Here is a 15,357-nt window from a genome sequence, read left to right on the forward strand (position 1 = left end):
CGGCCGGACGCTTCGGGGCCGTGCCGCCACCACGGGCTCCGGGACGACCGGAGCTCCCAGACCCGTAGGTCAGGGCGGGCGCTCCGGTCGTCCCGGTACACCTCGTGCCGGTAGCCCGCGTCGGCCGGCCGCCCAGGCACCGGGCCTTCGCCGCCGCCCCAGGGGTGGGCCGTGGTGACGACCCGGCAGGCGTCGAAGACGAACAACGGGCGGCGGAAGACCGCCACCAGGCTGCGCAGCGGGTGCCGGACCACGTCCGGCACCCGCTGCCGGGAACGGGGGGCCATCCCCGCGGGCGCGGGGAGCAGTCGCGCATCCGGCGCAGCGCCTCGTCGGCCTGGGGGCCATCCCCGCCCGCGCCGGGGCGCCGTAGAACGCCCCGTACCGGGACGCCTGCTCATCCGTCAAAAACTCAACCGGCACCCCGGACCTCCAGAACAGTCGATCAACACGACTGCCGAAGGTTCAGCCACCACAGAAGTCCAGGTCAAAGCCCTCGCAGAGGCCGGACGGGCTTAGCACCGGTTTTCGTTCCGATGTTCCTCGACCCCCGACCGTCCGCCCTGTGTCCATGGCGTACAGCCTTGCGTCGCACAGGAGTGCCGGGGTTTCTCCGCCCCCATATGCGAGCCATACGCATGACATGTGACGGTTTGAAGTCATTCCCACCGCATGGCAACCAGTTCGTAACCGCCGACACCTGTCGCGCTACGCGCGTTGACCCTAGGCTGCGCACGAAGTCTCCAGACTCGTCACCACTTTCGAACCTCCGCTGAACTCACAAGGGGACCGATGTCAGCGACACCTCAGAAGAACCGCGCGTCCCGGCGGGTGCTCGCCGCCGCGGCCGGGCTCGCCACCGTCGGCGCGCTCGTCGCCGCGATGCCGGCCGGCGCCCAGGACCGCCACGGCCACGGCCACGGGCATGGCCATGGGCACGGGCACCACAAGCCCCGTACCGTCGATGTACAGCTGCTGTCCTTCAATGACCTGCACGGGAACCTGGAGCCGCCGGCCGGCTCGGCCGGCACGGTCACCGAGACGCAGGCCGACGGCACGACCAAGGCGATCCCGGCCGGTGGCGTCGAGTACCTCGCCTCCTCGCTGCGCACCGCGCGCAAGGGGCACCCGTACTCGATCACCGCGGCCGGCGGCGACATGGTGGGCGCGAGCCCGCTGCTGTCCGGTCTCTTCCACGACGAGCCGACCATCGAGGCGCTCAACAAGATCGACCTCGATGTGACGAGCGTCGGCAACCACGAGTTCGACGAGGGCGCCACCGAGCTGGCCCGCCTCCAGAACGGCGGCTGCCACCCGGTCGAGGGGTGCTACGAGAAGGGCAAGAAGTTCAAGGGGGCCGACTTCCCCTACCTCGCCGCCAATGTGACGAGCGAGAAGTCCGGCAAGCCGATCCTCAAGCCGTACACGGTCTGGAAGAAGAACGGCGTCAAGATCGGCTTCATCGGGGTGACCCTGGAGGGCACGCCGAACATCGTCACGGCCAACGGCGTCAAGGGACTGAAGTTCCACGACGAGATCGAGACGATCAACAAGTACGCCAAGGAGCTGGACCGCCAGGGCGTCAAGTCCATCGTCGCGCTGATCCACGAGGGCGGGGCCCCCGCCTCCACCTCGTACAACTACGACTGCGACAGCTCCGGCGCCGGTGACGGCATCTCCGGGCCGATCACCGACATCGCCAAGGGCATCACGCCCAAGGTCGACGCCCTGGTCACGGGCCACACCCACCAGGCGTACGTGTGCACCATCCCGGACCCGGCGGGCAACCCGCGCATGGTCACCTCGGCGTCCTCCTTCGGCAAGCTCTACACCGACACGACGCTCACGTACGACCGCCGCACCAAGGACATCGTCCGTACGTCGGTGAAGTCGGCCGGTGCCAAGAACCCGAAGTCGGCGAACCACATCGTCAGCCGGGACCAGCCCAAGGCCAATGACATGACGGCCCTGATCGCCCGCTGGAACACCCTCGCGGCACCCATCTCCAACAAGCCGCAGGGCTACATCACCGCCGACATCAACGGCCGCGGCTCCACGGCCCCCGAGAAGCCGCTCGGCGACCTGATCGCCGACGCCCAGCTGGAGGGCCTGGCCCCGGCGGACAAGGGCGGGGCGGTCGTCGCCTTCATGAACCCGGGCGGCATCCGCGCCGACCTGGTCCACAAGGCGTCCGGCAGCGAGGGCGACGGGGTGGTGACGTACGGGGAGTCCTTCACCGTGCAGCCCTTCACCAACATGATGAACGTCGTCGACCTGACCGGCGCCCAGCTGGTCTCCGCGCTCCAGCAGCAGGTCAGCGGCTCCAACGAGGCCAGCCCGAAGATCCTCCAGGTCTCCAAGGGCCTCACGTACACCCTGGACATGACGAAGACGGGCGCGGCCCGCGTGGTCACCGACACCATCAAGCTGAACGGTGAGGCGATCGACCCGGCCAAGACCTACCGCGTCGCGATGAACGAGTTCCTGGCGGGCGGCGGCGACGGCTTCGCGGCCCTCGGCGAGGGCACGAACAAGCTGGTCGGCCCGTCCGACCTGGACGTCTTCAACGACTACCTGGCGGCCCACTCCACGGCCGCCGCACCGCTGGCCCCGCCGGCGACGGACCGGATCACGGTCATCCAGTAACTCCCGTACGCGGGTGAGCGGGGCGGTGGGCCGGCGGGCCCACCGCCCTTCTGCGTGTCCGCGTGTCCGCGCCCGGTTCAGGGCGCCGACCTGGTCCGGGCGAGCGTGAACCAGACCGCCTTCCGGTACGGGAAGCAGCCGCCCAGCACGGTCATCCCCCAGGCGGACGCCAGCCGCTCCACGAGCAACAACCCACGCCCGCCCTCCTGTTCGCGCGCCTCGCGGAAGGCCGGAGGTTCGGGAAGGGCCCAGTGGTCGTCGTCCGCGACGGAGACGGTGACCAGCTTGCGCTGGACGGTCACGCGGACCCGGATCAGCGACGTACGCGTATGACGGTGGGCGTTGGTGACCACCTCCGTGACGCACAGACGCGCGTCGTCGACCAGCCCGCGGTGTCTGCTGACGGTCAGCAGCGACGCGATGAAGTCACGCGAGAGCTTCGCGGCGCCGGCCGTGTTCGGCAGGGCGAGCCGGTAGATCTCGCCGCCATGTGGGACCGGTGGCGTGGAGTAAGCGGTGGCGTGGACGTGGGTCATGTCGTTCTCCCAACGCGGTGGGGTGCGGTGCGAACGGGTGCGTCGCTCGTCGTCCGTGGCGATGGCCGTATGCAGGAACTGGTCAACATGCCTGTGTACGGCTGCACTTCGGTCTGTCGACGTGTGGCGCGACGGTGTGGCGACCATAGCCGATGCACCTCACGCGTTGGACGCGTTTGTGTAATGTCATGAACGATGTGCGGCTCGATGGGTAACGGGGCCACACTGACCCAGGGAGAGGAGAATGTGATGCCATCAAGGAAGGCGCCCACGGTGCGCCAGCGTCGACTGGGTGCCGAGATGCGCAAGATGCGAGAGCGCACGGGCCTTTCGCTCACCGAGGCGGCGGCGATGCTCGGCACGGACCGCACTACGGTGAGCAACATTGAGTCCGGGCGGTTCGGCGTCAGCACGGAGCGGGTTCGCACTTGGGCCGAGAACTACGGTTGTTCCGACGAGGCGTACATCGACGCACTCGTGGAGATGGCGCGAGAGCGCATAAACGGCTGGTGGGAGGAGTATCGGGGCGAATTCGCCGGCGACGCTCTCGATCTGGCCGAGCTGGAGCACCATGCTGTCGGCCTTCGGTCGGTCGAGATCATGCACATTCCTGGTCTCCTCCAGACCGAGGACTACGCGCGGGCCGTGTTCACGGAGACCGTTCCCGCGCCCAGTCCGATGCGGCAACGGCGGCTGCTTTCCCACAGGTTGAGGCGTCGGGATGTACTCGATCGGATGGATCAGCCCCGCTGCGTGTTCCTGGTTCACGAGGCGGCGCTGCGGATGGTCTACGGCGGTTCCGCCATCGCGCGCAGCCAACTCGACTACCTGTTGCTCCAGTCGGAGCGCGACAACATCGTCATCCGCGCGATCCCGTTCGCGGCAGGCGGTTTCCCGCGCGCCAGCAGTTCGGCACACTACCTTTACGGTCCCGTGCCGCAGCTCGACACCTTGCAGATGGACACCGCGAGCGGACCGAAGTTCCTGGACGCTGAAACAATCCTTGAGAACTCGCGGGTAGCTCTCAACCGGACCGAGGAGCGTTCCCTCGACCCGGAGAAGACACGGGACTTCATTCGTACCATCGCACTACAAGTATGAAGGCGTGAGAACAATAGAAATCCAGTGGCGAAAGTCGTCGAAGTCGTCGGATGGCGAAGGCAGCAACTGCCTTGAGCTGGCCGAGCACGGCGGCGAGATCCTGATGCGCGAGAGCGACAACCCGGGCGTGGTCATCCGTACGACCCGTGCCAAGCTCCGTGCCTTCCTCGGTGGCGCCAAGGAGGGCGAGTTCGACGATCTGGCCTGATCTCTGACGCTCTCGCTTCGGGCGGTTCCCATCGGCGCAGGTGGGGGCCGCCCTTGGCGTATCCCGGTGGCTTGGAATAGCCGGTCGAGCCGCACCTGTCGACTATCTACACCTCACTCGTTAGACGTCAAACGCTTGAAACGGGCTCGCTTAAAACGCTAGCTTCGGGTGGCACCCCCGGGTGGCCCGACTCCTCGGTGAGTCATGCCTGGGGTGCCCAACTCCGTTCAATTCTGCGCCAGTTGAATGGAGTTCCGAAAGGCCGTCCCGCGCCTGCCGCTCGTCACGCCGGCCGCAGGCGCGGGGCGGTCTCGATGCGGCGCCAGGAGGAGTTCTGTGCGCGAGCAACAACCCGTACCCTCCGCAACGCGCGTGTTCCGGTGCGAGCGGGTCACCTACCGCACGATGGAGGCCGACGAGATCACCGAGGTGTCCCGGCACACGGCGCTCGACCCCGCCGAGGCGATCCGCTTAATCCGGCTGGACGTGCGCGCGCTGGCCGCTGAGCTGCCGCCCATGGAGCGGCATCGGGCGCTGAGCTGGGTGGACGGCGGCGGATGCGTCGGTGCCGTCGGCGCGCTCCATCGCGGCGAGCCCTGCGGCCTCTCGCTGAGTCACCGGGGGGCCTGGATCGAGTGGACCGTACGCCCGGGGTTCAACTCTTCCGCAGGCCTTGAGGATTTGCTGCTGGATTAGCCGCAGCGTTCAACCGATGGGCGAGCGCATGGCGACTGCGAACTGCTTGCCAGGGCCGTGAGGTCGGCCGTACTGCGCGTGCAGGCGAGATTGAGGCACACCCCAGGGGCTGATGTCGGACGTAGTTGGCTGGTTGTTGATTTGCTGATTGCATCAGCGATGTTCGAGTTGATAGGGAAGAGCGTGCGAACGGTTGTTCAAACTGCTGGAAGTTCCGGCGTCGGGGGCAACCGGCACGAGGGGGTCCTTTCATGGTGGGGTGGGATATCAGGCCGCAGGGTGTGCAGGGGCAGTTGAGGGTGGTCGGTACGCATGCCGGTGATCTGGAGAAGGCTCTGACGGCTTTGTTGGCGACGGTGTCGGAGGCGGCGCAGGCGGCGGGTACGGCGGTTCCGGGTGCGCAGGCGGTCACGCATCTTCAGGGTCCGGTGGCTCCGGGGCAGGCGCCGTTGTCGCGTTCGGCGATGGGGCCGGTGGCTGCGGCGCTGGGTGAGTATCTGGGTGAGCGCGAGAAGGATCTCAAGGCGGCGGCGGAGCGGATCGAGGCCTCGGTGCTGGGTGCGGTGGAGGCCACGAACGCGTACTGCGAGGGTGATCTGGAGACGGCCAGGAACGCACAGGACGCGGCGAGGGCCGTACGTCTGGATGTTCTCAAGGGCATGCAGGGGCACCGGTGAGCGGTGCCGGGCCGGTCGACCCGGTGGGGATACCGGTCTTCACCGGTGATCTGGCGCTGCTCGACACGAAGGTGACGGCGCTGTCGGGCCACGGGGCCGCGATCGCGACGGCTGCCGGTGATGTGCACAGCAGTTTCGGCGGGCTGAGCGCCTTCTACAAGGCGCCCGAGGCGGAGCAGTTGTTCGCGACGACCGGGCCGGTGGCGGCGACCGGGCTGGCTCTGAGTTCGGACCTGTGTGTCATCGCCGGTGCGCTGAGTACGTACTCGGACGATGCGTTCCCGCTGGTGGAGAAGCTCAAGGAGCTGAAGCGGGACGCGGTCGCGTTCCGGGTGAAGGCCGACGGCGACGACAAGTGGCGCGAGGACGGTGACCTGGTCGAGGAGAACAACCGGCGCCGTGGCGAGATTGCCGAGGTCTGGGCCGCGTTCCAGGAGGTGGAACGGGCCTGTCACGCCAGGATCGTCGCCCTGGTCGGTGGCAAGGCGCTGAAGATCGATGACGGCTCCGGCAGGAAGGAGGGCGTGTACGGGTACGACGCCGATGCCCTCAAGCAGGCCAAGAGCCTGCCCTGGGGAGAGGCGGTCGAGGAGTCGACGCCCTGGTGGCAGGTGTGGGAGCACGCCTACGACTTCGGCAAGGGCTTCCTCGTCGACGGGGTCTGGGGCACCGTCAAGGGCCTGGGCACCCTGGCCGGGTTCGAGGGCGGGGACGCCGCGAAACAGGCGTGGACCGGCCTGGCCAAACTCGCCACCGGGCTCTCCCCCGCCGCGATGCTCGTCCTGCACGTCCTGCCCGGCGACCATTCCGCCTGGATACGTGACTCCCGGACTGCGGTGAAGGAGACCGGCAAGGCACTGGTGGCCTGGGACCAGTGGGGCAGCAACCCTTCCCGCGCCGCCGGAGCGGTCACCTTCAATGTCCTGACCACCGTCTTCACCGGCGGTTCCGGCAGCGCCGCGGCAGGCGCGGGCAAAGCCGGCCTGGCAGCCAAGGCCCTCTCCCTCACCAGCAGGACCGCCCGCGCCGTGGACCCCATGACCTACGTCTTCAAGGGCGCAGGCGCCGGACTGACGAAGATCAGCGACGTCATGGCCGGCCTCAAGGGCCTGGGCAGATTCGAGGCCCCGAGCATCGACGTGGATGGTGCGATCGCTCTCCCCGAGGGTGCCGTTCACCTCCCCGACGGGGCGATCCACCTCCCGTCAGGTTCGGCGGTCCCGGACGGGGCGCTCAAGCTCCCCGACGGCAACATCAAGCTCCCCGAGGGCACCACCACCCTTCCGCCGGGCACGGTGAAGCTGCCAGTGGACGGCCCGCCGCAGTTCATGGACCCCAAGGGCAACATCTACGACGCCGCAGGCCACATCACCCAGCACACGAAGGACTCCCCGACGGGCAAGCCGGACGCCGGCGCGGACACCCCGCGCGTCGAACCATCGAAGGTGGACTCCCCGGCGACGGCCGGGATCCCGGAGCGCGAGTTGATACGCGTCGGCGGCAGTGGCGACGACGCGACCCGCCTGGGCAGCGAGATCTTTGACCCGGTTCACGTGGGTGACCACACACCAGGCGCCCGCCCAGACCCCACCCCCGGCGGCCACGCGGGGCACGGGCCCTCCAACGAACTCGATGCTCCCCGGGGCGGACACGGCAACACCTCCTCCGCGGGCAGCCACACGGACACCCCATCAACCGGCGGCCACGCGGATGGTCCGGGCGGCACCGGCCACACGGACGGCCCGCCCACCGGTGGAGGCCGCCACGAGCCCCCACCCGCGGGTGGCCACGACCCGGACGGTCCGGGTGGCACGGGCGCCGGCGGCCACGAGCCTCCGGCCTCGGCGGAGGCCCCTGACGACGCGACCCGCGCGGCCCACCGCACGGAGTACGAGGCTGCTCGTGAGGTTCCGATCAAGCACCGGACGCCTGACGAAAGCAGGGCCATCACCCGCGAGCACGTCCGGTTGGCCAACGAGGACCCGGCCTGGCGAGCGGAGCACTACGACAAGTGGGGATCCGGTTTCCGTAACGATGCCGACGAGCTGGTCGACGGCCAGCTCCTGCCGAAGCTGACCGAAAAGTCTCCCGGTACGTGGATCGCCACTTCCGACATCCCGTACGCACATCCCGGTGAATTCCATCTCACCCCCTTGGAGAGGGGCAGGGCCACTGTCGCCCCCGATGACCTCGCGTACCTCGACGAGGTCGCGGCCAAGCGCATTGCAGGCATGGACCTGACCGCGGCCGAGAAGGTCTTCGAGACGAATCCGAGCTTTGAGAACGCGTATGACCTGGCCCACGCACGTGAGCACTACAGCCAGACGGTTGGCGAGGGTGTCGCCAACAACTCCAAGCTCGGCGAGGACCTCGGAGAAGAGGCCGCCAGGCGCCACATGCTCCTGCAGAAGGAGTTCGAAGGCGCCCATGAGATCACCGACCTCCCTGAGACGGCCAACGGTTCGAAGAGGTTCGACCAGCTCTGGCGCGACAAGGACGGCAACCTCGTCATCGTTGAGGCGAAGAGCCCCAACGGGAAGCTGGAGTGGCGCCAGGGCAACGGTGAACTCGACCAGGACTTCAAGGTGAAGCAGGGCTCCATCGAGTACGTCCGCACGATCATTTCCGACATGAAGGAGCGCGTCATGACTTCACCGGGGGAGGCCAAATACATCATCGAACTCGAAAGGGCCATAACAGACGAGACCTTGCGCTATGTCCTTGTCCAGGCCTCCGAGAACACCGGTCAGTACGCTGGGGCCGTGCTCAAGCACTTCAAACTTTTCTGAGGAGAACCACGTTGGTCTCGATCATCCCCCGCCACCCCTTCCCCACGGAGCACGCGGAAGGGGGCATCGCAGTTCTCCAGGAGAGCGCTGACAGGTGGGTCGACGGGCTGGAGGTGGACTCCACCGGTCTGGGCGAGGCCTTCGGTACCTGCATCACGCTGGCCAAGGCGCACTGCCTGCTGGACCCGCGAGGATCGCTCTTCCCCACCTGGAACGCTTGGGTGAACGCCATGCAACTCGGCTCCGCTGCGTTCGCCGCCGCGACCACAACCGAAAGCCACGTCCAGTGCCGCATCGCGCACAAGGACCGCACCCTCCAGGCCACCGGCCCGCAGCCGTATGTGGCCCCGAGCACCTGGCTCACCGCCTTCTACTTCGCCGTGGTGTGTCGGGAACGGGACAGGATCACTGCCCTGTGCCGAGTACCCCTGTCCCTGCTGCGGGAGAACGGCGCGCGCTACAAGGAGTTCGACTACGCCTGGATCGACGCTCTCCAGACCTACTGGCTCGGCAGCGACGACCTCGGCCCGAAGCTGGTGGCCGCCATCGGCGGCGCGGACTCGGACACCAGCGCCGACCAGGAGATGGTGAGCAAGATTCTTTATCCGCCGATGGAAATGTTCCACCGGATCGTCCGCAACGACCACGCCGGTTTCAACCGCGCTCTCGGCGCCGCCCTCCAGTGGCACAAGGAGTACTGGTCCCACGAGGACAGGGCCGGTCTGGTCCCGGGCCTCGTCGCGCTCGCACCGCTCGCCATGGCCTGCTTCGCCCACGACGCGGGCATCTCCATCGAAGTCGAGTCCGATTACCTGCCCGCTACCCTCCTGGGACGCAACTGGTGCGGCGAATTCCCCACGTAAGGCGCACACGAGCCCTGCCGTTCCCCACCACGCGTTCCATACGGACGAATGCGGCCGAGGCCATGGCGCCGATCCTTGCGTAAGCCCAGAACACGGCCGAGGGCGAGAACGCGTACGCCGGAGCGACCATCGAATACTTCAAGATCCGAACCTGGCACGGGAGATCAGTGGTTACGAGCGTGTCCAGCCAGAGCTGTCCGGTGGCTGCGACGGGGAAGGTTGTGCCGGTCATGGAGGGCTCCCTGGCCGATTCGCTGCGGACCATTGAAACCTCGCACGACGCCAGGATCGGGTCGCTGACGACGTCCCTGAACGTGGCGCGCATCCGCTGCGTCGGGGGCTGCCGGGAGACGGCCCGCCTCGACATGCTGGCGCGCGTGCCGGCGTCGTTGCTGCGTGACTGTGGCGGTGTGCTGGACGAGTACGTCTACGCCTGGGTGGAGACCCTCCGGAGCTTCTGGCTGCGGCGCGACGACGTCAGCCAGCACCTGGTGCGGGCCGTGGACCTGAGCGCCCCCGAGGCCGCCCATGTTCTCGACGCCGAGACCATGGGCAAGCTGGAGTACCCGCCGATCAAGATGTTCTACCGCTACTTGCGCAACGACGCAGCAGGCTTCAACGAGGCCCTGAACGACGCTCTTCGCCGGCACAAGGATTACTGGACGGCCGACGAGGACCGCACCCAGAACGTCGAAGGGGTCGTGGCCATCGTTCCGCTGGCAATGGCCTGCCTGGCGAAGGCCAATGGCATCTCCATCGAGGTCGAGTCCGGCTACCTGCCGAGCGCACTGCTGGACTTCGCCTGGCGCGGCGAATTCGGCGCATAGCCTCCAGGGGGAGTAGCGCGCGAGCCCTCGCCGTCCCGCAGTCCGAGCGCGGGGACCTCTGGCCGGGGTCTCCGCGGCTCGACGCTCTTGCGCATACGGCTCCAGACGGGCCGGTGGAGAAGCACACCGCCTCGCTCTGTTCCCGTCGTGACGCGTACCCGTCATAATCCCTGGGTCGACCCCCCACGGCAGACGGAGGCACGTCCCGCATGAGCCCGTACACCGCCACTCGCCGGAACTTCCTGGCCGGCGCCCTCGCCGCCACCGCCACCGTTCTCGTCGGCACGGCCCCCGCGCGCGCCGCCGACCGCCAAGTCCTCACCACCCAGGACTGGATGGGCGCCGTCCCCGGCGTCACCGCGCTGCAACGCCTCACGATCCCCGGCTCGCACGATTCCGGCGCCCGCTACGGCGGGCCCTGGACCGAGTGCCAGAACACCACGATCGCCGAGCAGCTGAACAGCGGCATCCGCTTCCTGGACGTACGGTGCCGGATCACCGGCGGCTCATTCGCTATCCACCACGGCGCCTCGTATCAGAACCTGATGTTCGGCGATGTGCTGGGCGCCTGCTGGGACTTCTTGGCGGCGCACCCCACCGAGACCGTGCTGATGCGGGTCAAGCAGGAGTATTCGGAGGAGAGCGACGCGGCGTTCCGCGCGGTCTTCGACGACTACCTCGACAACCGGGGCTGGCGCCCGCTGTTCCGTATCGATTCGGCGCTGCCCTCGTTGGGCGAGGCGCGCGGCAAGGTCGTGCTGCTGGCCGACAACGGCGGACTGCCCGGTGTCCGGTACGCGGACTCGGAGCTCTTCGACATCCAGGACGACTACATGGCGGAGCCGTTCGCCAAGTACCCGAAGATCGAGGCCCAGTTCCGCAAGGCCGCCCAGCAGCCCGGGAAGCTGTACATGAACTACGTCAGCACGGCCGCCCTGATGCCGCCGCGCTGGAACGCGGACCGGCTCAACCCGCAGGTGCAGTCGTTCCTGGACGGCTCGGAGGCGGCGGGCTGGACCGGGCTCGGGATCGTCCCGCTGGACTTCCCCGCCACCCGGTCGGGCCTGGTGGAGTCGCTGATCCGGCACAACCCGGGGGTCTGAGCTTCCGCGGCCTCCGGCGTCCGGCCTCAGCCCCGTTTGTAGTAGTAGCCGTCGCCGCTGGCGGGCCCGACGTTGTGCCGGATGCCGCTGCCGTTGAGGACGTAGAACGACGGGTCGACAGTCGTGTAGCAGTAGCCGGGGTTGGGCCCGACGAGCTTGGAAGTGCCGACGTTGATGCGGCTGTTGCCGTTCGCCGCGGAGGTCACCTTGGCCTCGTACGGGCAGTTGTTGTACGGGAAGTCGGACATGCGCACCACACCCGACCGGGAGATGGTGATGGTGCCCGGCTGCCCGGTGTTGTACGTCTCGCCGAACTTCCAGGTGCCCACGAACGACGAGGGAACCGAACTCCCGCCGCCCGAACCGCCCGAACCGTTCGTGGAGCCCGAGGTGCTGCTCGAACCTCCGCCGCCCGTAGCGCCGGACCCTCCCCCTGACGGCGATCCGCCGCCGGACGAGCTGCTGGACGAGGACCCGCCCGTGGACGATGTGTCGCCCGCGCCGGATGATCCCGAGCCTGTGCCCGGGTTCTCGGCGTTCTGGCCGTCCCTTCCGTCCCGGCCGTCCTCGCCGGCGTCGCCTTTCCTGTCCTCCTTCTTGTCCCCCTTCTTGTCCTTGCCGCCGGAGGTGCCGGGACTCTTCTCCCCCTGGGAGGGTGTGCCCGCGGGCGATGACGACGATGCCGGGGCGGCCGGGTTCGTCGCGCCTGCGGACGGTGAGGACGCGTGGTTGCCGCTGTCGCCGCTGAACGGCTGCAGCACGGCCATCGTGCCGCCGCCCCCGGCCAGTACCAGAACCACGGGGACGGACACGATCAACGTCCGGCGCCGCTTCTCCCGCTTGCGCTTCGGCTCGGCCGCCCCACCGATGAGAACGGCCTCGGGGGTGGCCTCGCCGGCGGCGCCGGGAACGGGCCCCGCCGGCCGCAGGCCGACCGTGCTGCGGTCCACACGCTCCTGCCGTACCGGCGCCGCCTCCGCGTCCAGAAGCTGTGCCGACTGCCGGGCGAGGTGACCCACCACCTCCGCCGGCAGCCACGACGCCGCAGCCGGGGCGAGGTGTTGGCGGCCGGGCTCGGCCAACAGCTCGTCCACGGACGGGCGTTCGTCGGGCGACTTGGTGAGGAGTCGGGCGATCAGGGTGCGCAGACCCTCGTCGCGCACCCGGTCGAGATCGGGTGCGGCCTCGACTATGTGGTACATCACCGCGTGCTGGTTGCTCACCCCTTGGCCGAACGGGAGCGTGCCGGTCGCCGCGTAGGTCAGTACGCAACCGAGCGTGAACACATCGCTCTTCGGGCCCGCGCTCTCGCCGCGTATCTGTTCCGGGGCCATGAAGCCCGGCGACCCGATCACCATCCCCGTGCTGGTGAGCAGGGAGTCGACCGAGGTCTCGACGGCACGGGCGATACCGAAGTCGATGACCTTGGGGCCCTCGACCGTGAGCATCACGTTCGACGGCTTGAGGTCGCGGTGGACGATGCCGGCCGCGTGGATGTCCTTGAGCGCCCGCAGCAGCCCGTCGGCGAGGGCGAGCACGGACCCGGTGGGGAGTGCGCCGTGGCCGCGCACGATCTGTTCGAGGGAGAGCCCCGGTACGTAGCCGGTGGCCACCCAGGGGTACTCCTCGTCGGGGGCCGCGTCCAGCACGGGCGCGGTGTAGCGCTCGCCCACCCGCCTCGCCGCGTCGACCTCGCGGCGGAAACGGGCCCTGAAGTGCGGATCCGCGACGTGCTCCGCGTGCACCACCTTGACCGCGACGGTGCGGCCGCCCTCGGAACGGGCGAGATAGACACGGCCCATGCCGCCCGCGCCGAGCCTGCCGAGCAGCAGGTAGGGCCCGATGCGGGCCGGGTCGTTCGCGGTCAGCGGCTTGATGCCGCCGTCGACGTTGTCGTCACTGCTCTCGTGATCGTCGTTGTGCACGCTGGCCATGTTCGAGCGCTCCCCCGAGCGTCCCGCGTCGCAGCCCGTGGGACCGTCTCAGTCATCCGAAATCCGTTTGTTCTGCTGCGACTTGGCGAGATCGGTGTTCAGTCTGAGGTACGGCGCCCAGTAATTGAAACTACTTCCGGAAAGAATTCCAGAAACTTCACTAGGCTGTTCCGGGAGACATTCCACAAGGAACCTCCGGTTCCGGGAACGGGGACGGCATCGATGAGCCGGAAGCAGCAACGCGGTGAGGCCACTGCCGCCCAGGTGCTCGACTGCGCACTCGACATCTACGTGGCGCAGGGCGAAGCCGGTCTCACGCTTTCCGCGATCACCTCGGCCAGCGGGGTCAGCGCGGGGAGCATCTACCACCACTTCGGCAGCCTCCAGGGAGTGGCGCTCGCGCTCGCGCAGACCTGGTTGAACCGGCTCCTCGACGAGCTGGGCAAGGCGCTGGAGCAGACGGACGACGCACGCTCCGGCGTCCATGCCGTGGTGCGGGCCTATCTGGGCTTCGCCCGGCTCAACCCGGACGCGGCACGGCTCATGCACTCCGTCACCGCGGACCGTGAGATCACGGCACACGCCCATCGGGTCCGGGGCGCCCAGGAGGCCCGGCTGGCCCCGATCGCGGCCTGGCTGCACGCCCATCAGGCGTCGGGGCAGCTCGTCGACCTGCCCCTGCCCGTACTGGAATCACTGATCCTGGGCCCCGTGACGGGCATCGTGCGCCGCTGGCTCTCCGTCGGGGACATCGACATGGAGGAAGCCGCCCGGACGGTCCCGGACCACATCTGGCGCTCGGTCGGCCGGTGAGCGGCCCCGGGCTGCCGTCCGGCCCGGTCGAATCCCTGATTCGGTGCAATCCGAGGGTCTGGGTCCTGCCCGAATCGGCGCTTGCGTTTCTTTCGAATTGCGCGATGCTGGGTCTACTCTCAAAGGAGACAGAGCTATGCACGGCACTACTGAAGACCGCACTCTGCTGCCCGAGCACCGCGCGGAGATCGCTGAGCTCTGCGCCTTCCTGGACCGGACCCCGCAAGCTGTGGAGCCGGCCCTGCTGCGCGGCCCCGACGGTGCCACGCGCACGCTGCCCCCGGAGGTCTACGAGGCGCTGATGGTGGTGGTGCGGGCCCTGTCGGAGGGCAAGGCCGTGACGGTCGCACCGGTGAACACCACACTGACCACGCAGGAGGCCGCCGATCTCCTGGGGGTCAGCCGACCGACGTTCGTCAAGATCCTCGATGAGGGCGGGATTCCCTTCTCGCGGCCGGGAAGGCACCGCAGAGTGCTGTTGGCCGACGTTCTCGACCACAAGGAGAAAAGACGCTCGCAGCGTCGCCGAGGACTGGACGAACTGGTCGGGCTGACCGAGGACGCCGGTCTCTACGACAACTGATCAGCTGAATCCGCCCGAGCCGACTGGAGCGATGTGCAGCGCGTCGTCCTGGACACCTGTGTCTCTTCCCGAACTACCTCAGGGACACATTGCTGAGACTCGCCGAGGCCGAGCTCTACGAACCGCTCTGGTCCAACGACATCCTGGACGAACTGACCAGGAACGTCGGCGAGCGTATCGGGGCCTTGAAGGCCAGGGGAATCGTCGAAGCCATGGCGGGTACGTTTCCCGACAGTCTCGTGTCGGGATACGAGGCGCTCATACCTGCCATGGCGAACGACCCCAAGGACAGGCATGTGCTGGCGGCGGCGGTCCGGGGACAGGTGCATGCCGTCGTCACGCTGAACATGAAGGATTTCCCGGCCGAGGCTTCGGATCCGTACGAGATCGAGGTGATGCGTCCCGACGACTTTCTGTTGGACATGCTCGATCTCGCCCCGGTGGAGATGAACTCCGTGCTGCGCGCCCAGGCCGGCTCCTACCGGCGGGAGCCCCGCGATCTGCACGGGCTGCTGGACCGGTTGGACGCGGGAGGCGCCCCGCAGTTCGCTGCCGAGTTCCGGCGCCGCCTTTGACTTCGC

At 68.3% G+C, this 15,357-nt stretch carries 14 protein-coding genes; 12 read left to right on the plus strand and 2 right to left on the minus strand.

The annotated features are described in order from the left end of the window. Positions 1-792: 792 nt before the first annotated feature. The gene (locus ACFVH0_RS18620; protein ID WP_385821421.1) at positions 793-2,646 is read left to right on the plus strand and encodes a bifunctional metallophosphatase/5'-nucleotidase; all 1,854 of its coding nucleotides are present in this window, start codon (positions 793-795) and stop codon (positions 2,644-2,646) included. A gap of 77 nt (positions 2,647-2,723) precedes the next feature. Here the strand turns inward: ACFVH0_RS18620 and ACFVH0_RS18625 are convergent, their stop codons facing one another. Continuing rightward, positions 2,724-3,182 (minus strand): ATP-binding protein, encoded by a 459-nt coding sequence (locus ACFVH0_RS18625; RefSeq protein WP_385821423.1) that lies wholly within the window; start codon positions 3,180-3,182, stop codon positions 2,724-2,726. Between the two features lie 249 nt (positions 3,183-3,431). On the opposite strand from ACFVH0_RS18625, the gene ACFVH0_RS18630 reads away from it, so the two are divergent. The 8 genes from ACFVH0_RS18630 to ACFVH0_RS18665 all read left to right on the plus strand — a co-directional run bounded on the left by ACFVH0_RS18630 (position 3,432) and on the right by ACFVH0_RS18665 (position 11,446). Continuing rightward, positions 3,432-4,283, plus strand: coding sequence for a helix-turn-helix domain-containing protein (locus tag ACFVH0_RS18630; protein ID WP_385821425.1), 852 nt, complete (start codon positions 3,432-3,434; stop codon positions 4,281-4,283). Between the two features lie 13 nt (positions 4,284-4,296). Further along, positions 4,297-4,491, plus strand: a complete 195-nt coding sequence (locus ACFVH0_RS18635; RefSeq protein ID WP_384766848.1) for a DUF397 domain-containing protein — start codon at positions 4,297-4,299, stop codon at positions 4,489-4,491. Positions 4,492-4,827: 336 nt separating this feature from the next. Next, positions 4,828-5,187: a hypothetical protein gene (locus ACFVH0_RS18640; protein ID WP_385821427.1), complete on the plus strand. Its 360-nt coding sequence runs from the start codon at positions 4,828-4,830 to the stop codon at positions 5,185-5,187. A 251-nt stretch (positions 5,188-5,438) separates the two neighbouring features. Then, entirely contained in the window at positions 5,439-5,864 is a 426-nt protein-coding gene (locus tag ACFVH0_RS18645; protein ID WP_385821428.1) for a DUF6507 family protein, read from the plus strand. Beyond that, positions 5,861-8,653: a hypothetical protein gene (locus ACFVH0_RS18650; RefSeq protein ID WP_385821430.1), complete on the plus strand. Its 2,793-nt coding sequence runs from the start codon at positions 5,861-5,863 to the stop codon at positions 8,651-8,653. Before ACFVH0_RS18645 ends, ACFVH0_RS18650 begins: the two co-directional genes overlap by 4 nt. A gap of 11 nt (positions 8,654-8,664) precedes the next feature. Continuing rightward, the gene (locus tag ACFVH0_RS18655) at positions 8,665-9,516 is read left to right on the plus strand and encodes an immunity 49 family protein (protein ID WP_385821432.1); all 852 of its coding nucleotides are present in this window, start codon (positions 8,665-8,667) and stop codon (positions 9,514-9,516) included. Positions 9,517-9,746: 230 nt separating this feature from the next. Continuing rightward, a complete protein-coding gene (locus ACFVH0_RS18660) occupies positions 9,747-10,343 on the plus strand; it encodes an immunity 49 family protein (protein ID WP_385821434.1) in 597 nt (198 codons plus the stop codon). Positions 10,344-10,552: 209 nt separating this feature from the next. Continuing rightward, entirely contained in the window at positions 10,553-11,446 is an 894-nt protein-coding gene (locus tag ACFVH0_RS18665; protein WP_385821436.1) for a phosphatidylinositol-specific phospholipase C, read from the plus strand. Positions 11,447-11,472: 26 nt separating this feature from the next. Here the strand turns inward: ACFVH0_RS18665 and ACFVH0_RS18670 are convergent, their stop codons facing one another. Then, positions 11,473-13,380 carry a serine/threonine-protein kinase gene (locus ACFVH0_RS18670; protein ID WP_385821438.1) on the minus strand — a complete coding sequence of 636 codons (1,908 nt, stop codon included), beginning with the start codon at positions 13,378-13,380 and terminating at the stop codon, positions 11,473-11,475. A gap of 222 nt (positions 13,381-13,602) precedes the next feature. Between ACFVH0_RS18670 and ACFVH0_RS18675 the strand changes: the two genes are divergently transcribed. The 3 genes from ACFVH0_RS18675 (at position 13,603) to ACFVH0_RS18685 (ending at position 15,351) form a co-directional block, all read left to right on the plus strand. Further along, complete coding sequence (locus ACFVH0_RS18675) at positions 13,603-14,193, plus strand: TetR/AcrR family transcriptional regulator (RefSeq protein ID WP_385821440.1); 591 nt, start codon at positions 13,603-13,605, stop codon at positions 14,191-14,193. Between the two features lie 136 nt (positions 14,194-14,329). Further along, the gene (locus ACFVH0_RS18680; RefSeq protein ID WP_317862598.1) at positions 14,330-14,776 is read left to right on the plus strand and encodes a helix-turn-helix domain-containing protein; all 447 of its coding nucleotides are present in this window, start codon (positions 14,330-14,332) and stop codon (positions 14,774-14,776) included. Between the two features lie 89 nt (positions 14,777-14,865). Further along, a complete protein-coding gene (locus tag ACFVH0_RS18685) occupies positions 14,866-15,351 on the plus strand; it encodes a PIN domain-containing protein (protein WP_385821442.1) in 486 nt (161 codons plus the stop codon). Positions 15,352-15,357: the final 6 nt, after the last annotated feature.

This window comes from Streptomyces sp. NPDC127117 (genome assembly GCF_042677325.1).
Lineage (GTDB): Bacteria > Actinomycetota > Actinomycetes > Streptomycetales > Streptomycetaceae > Streptomyces.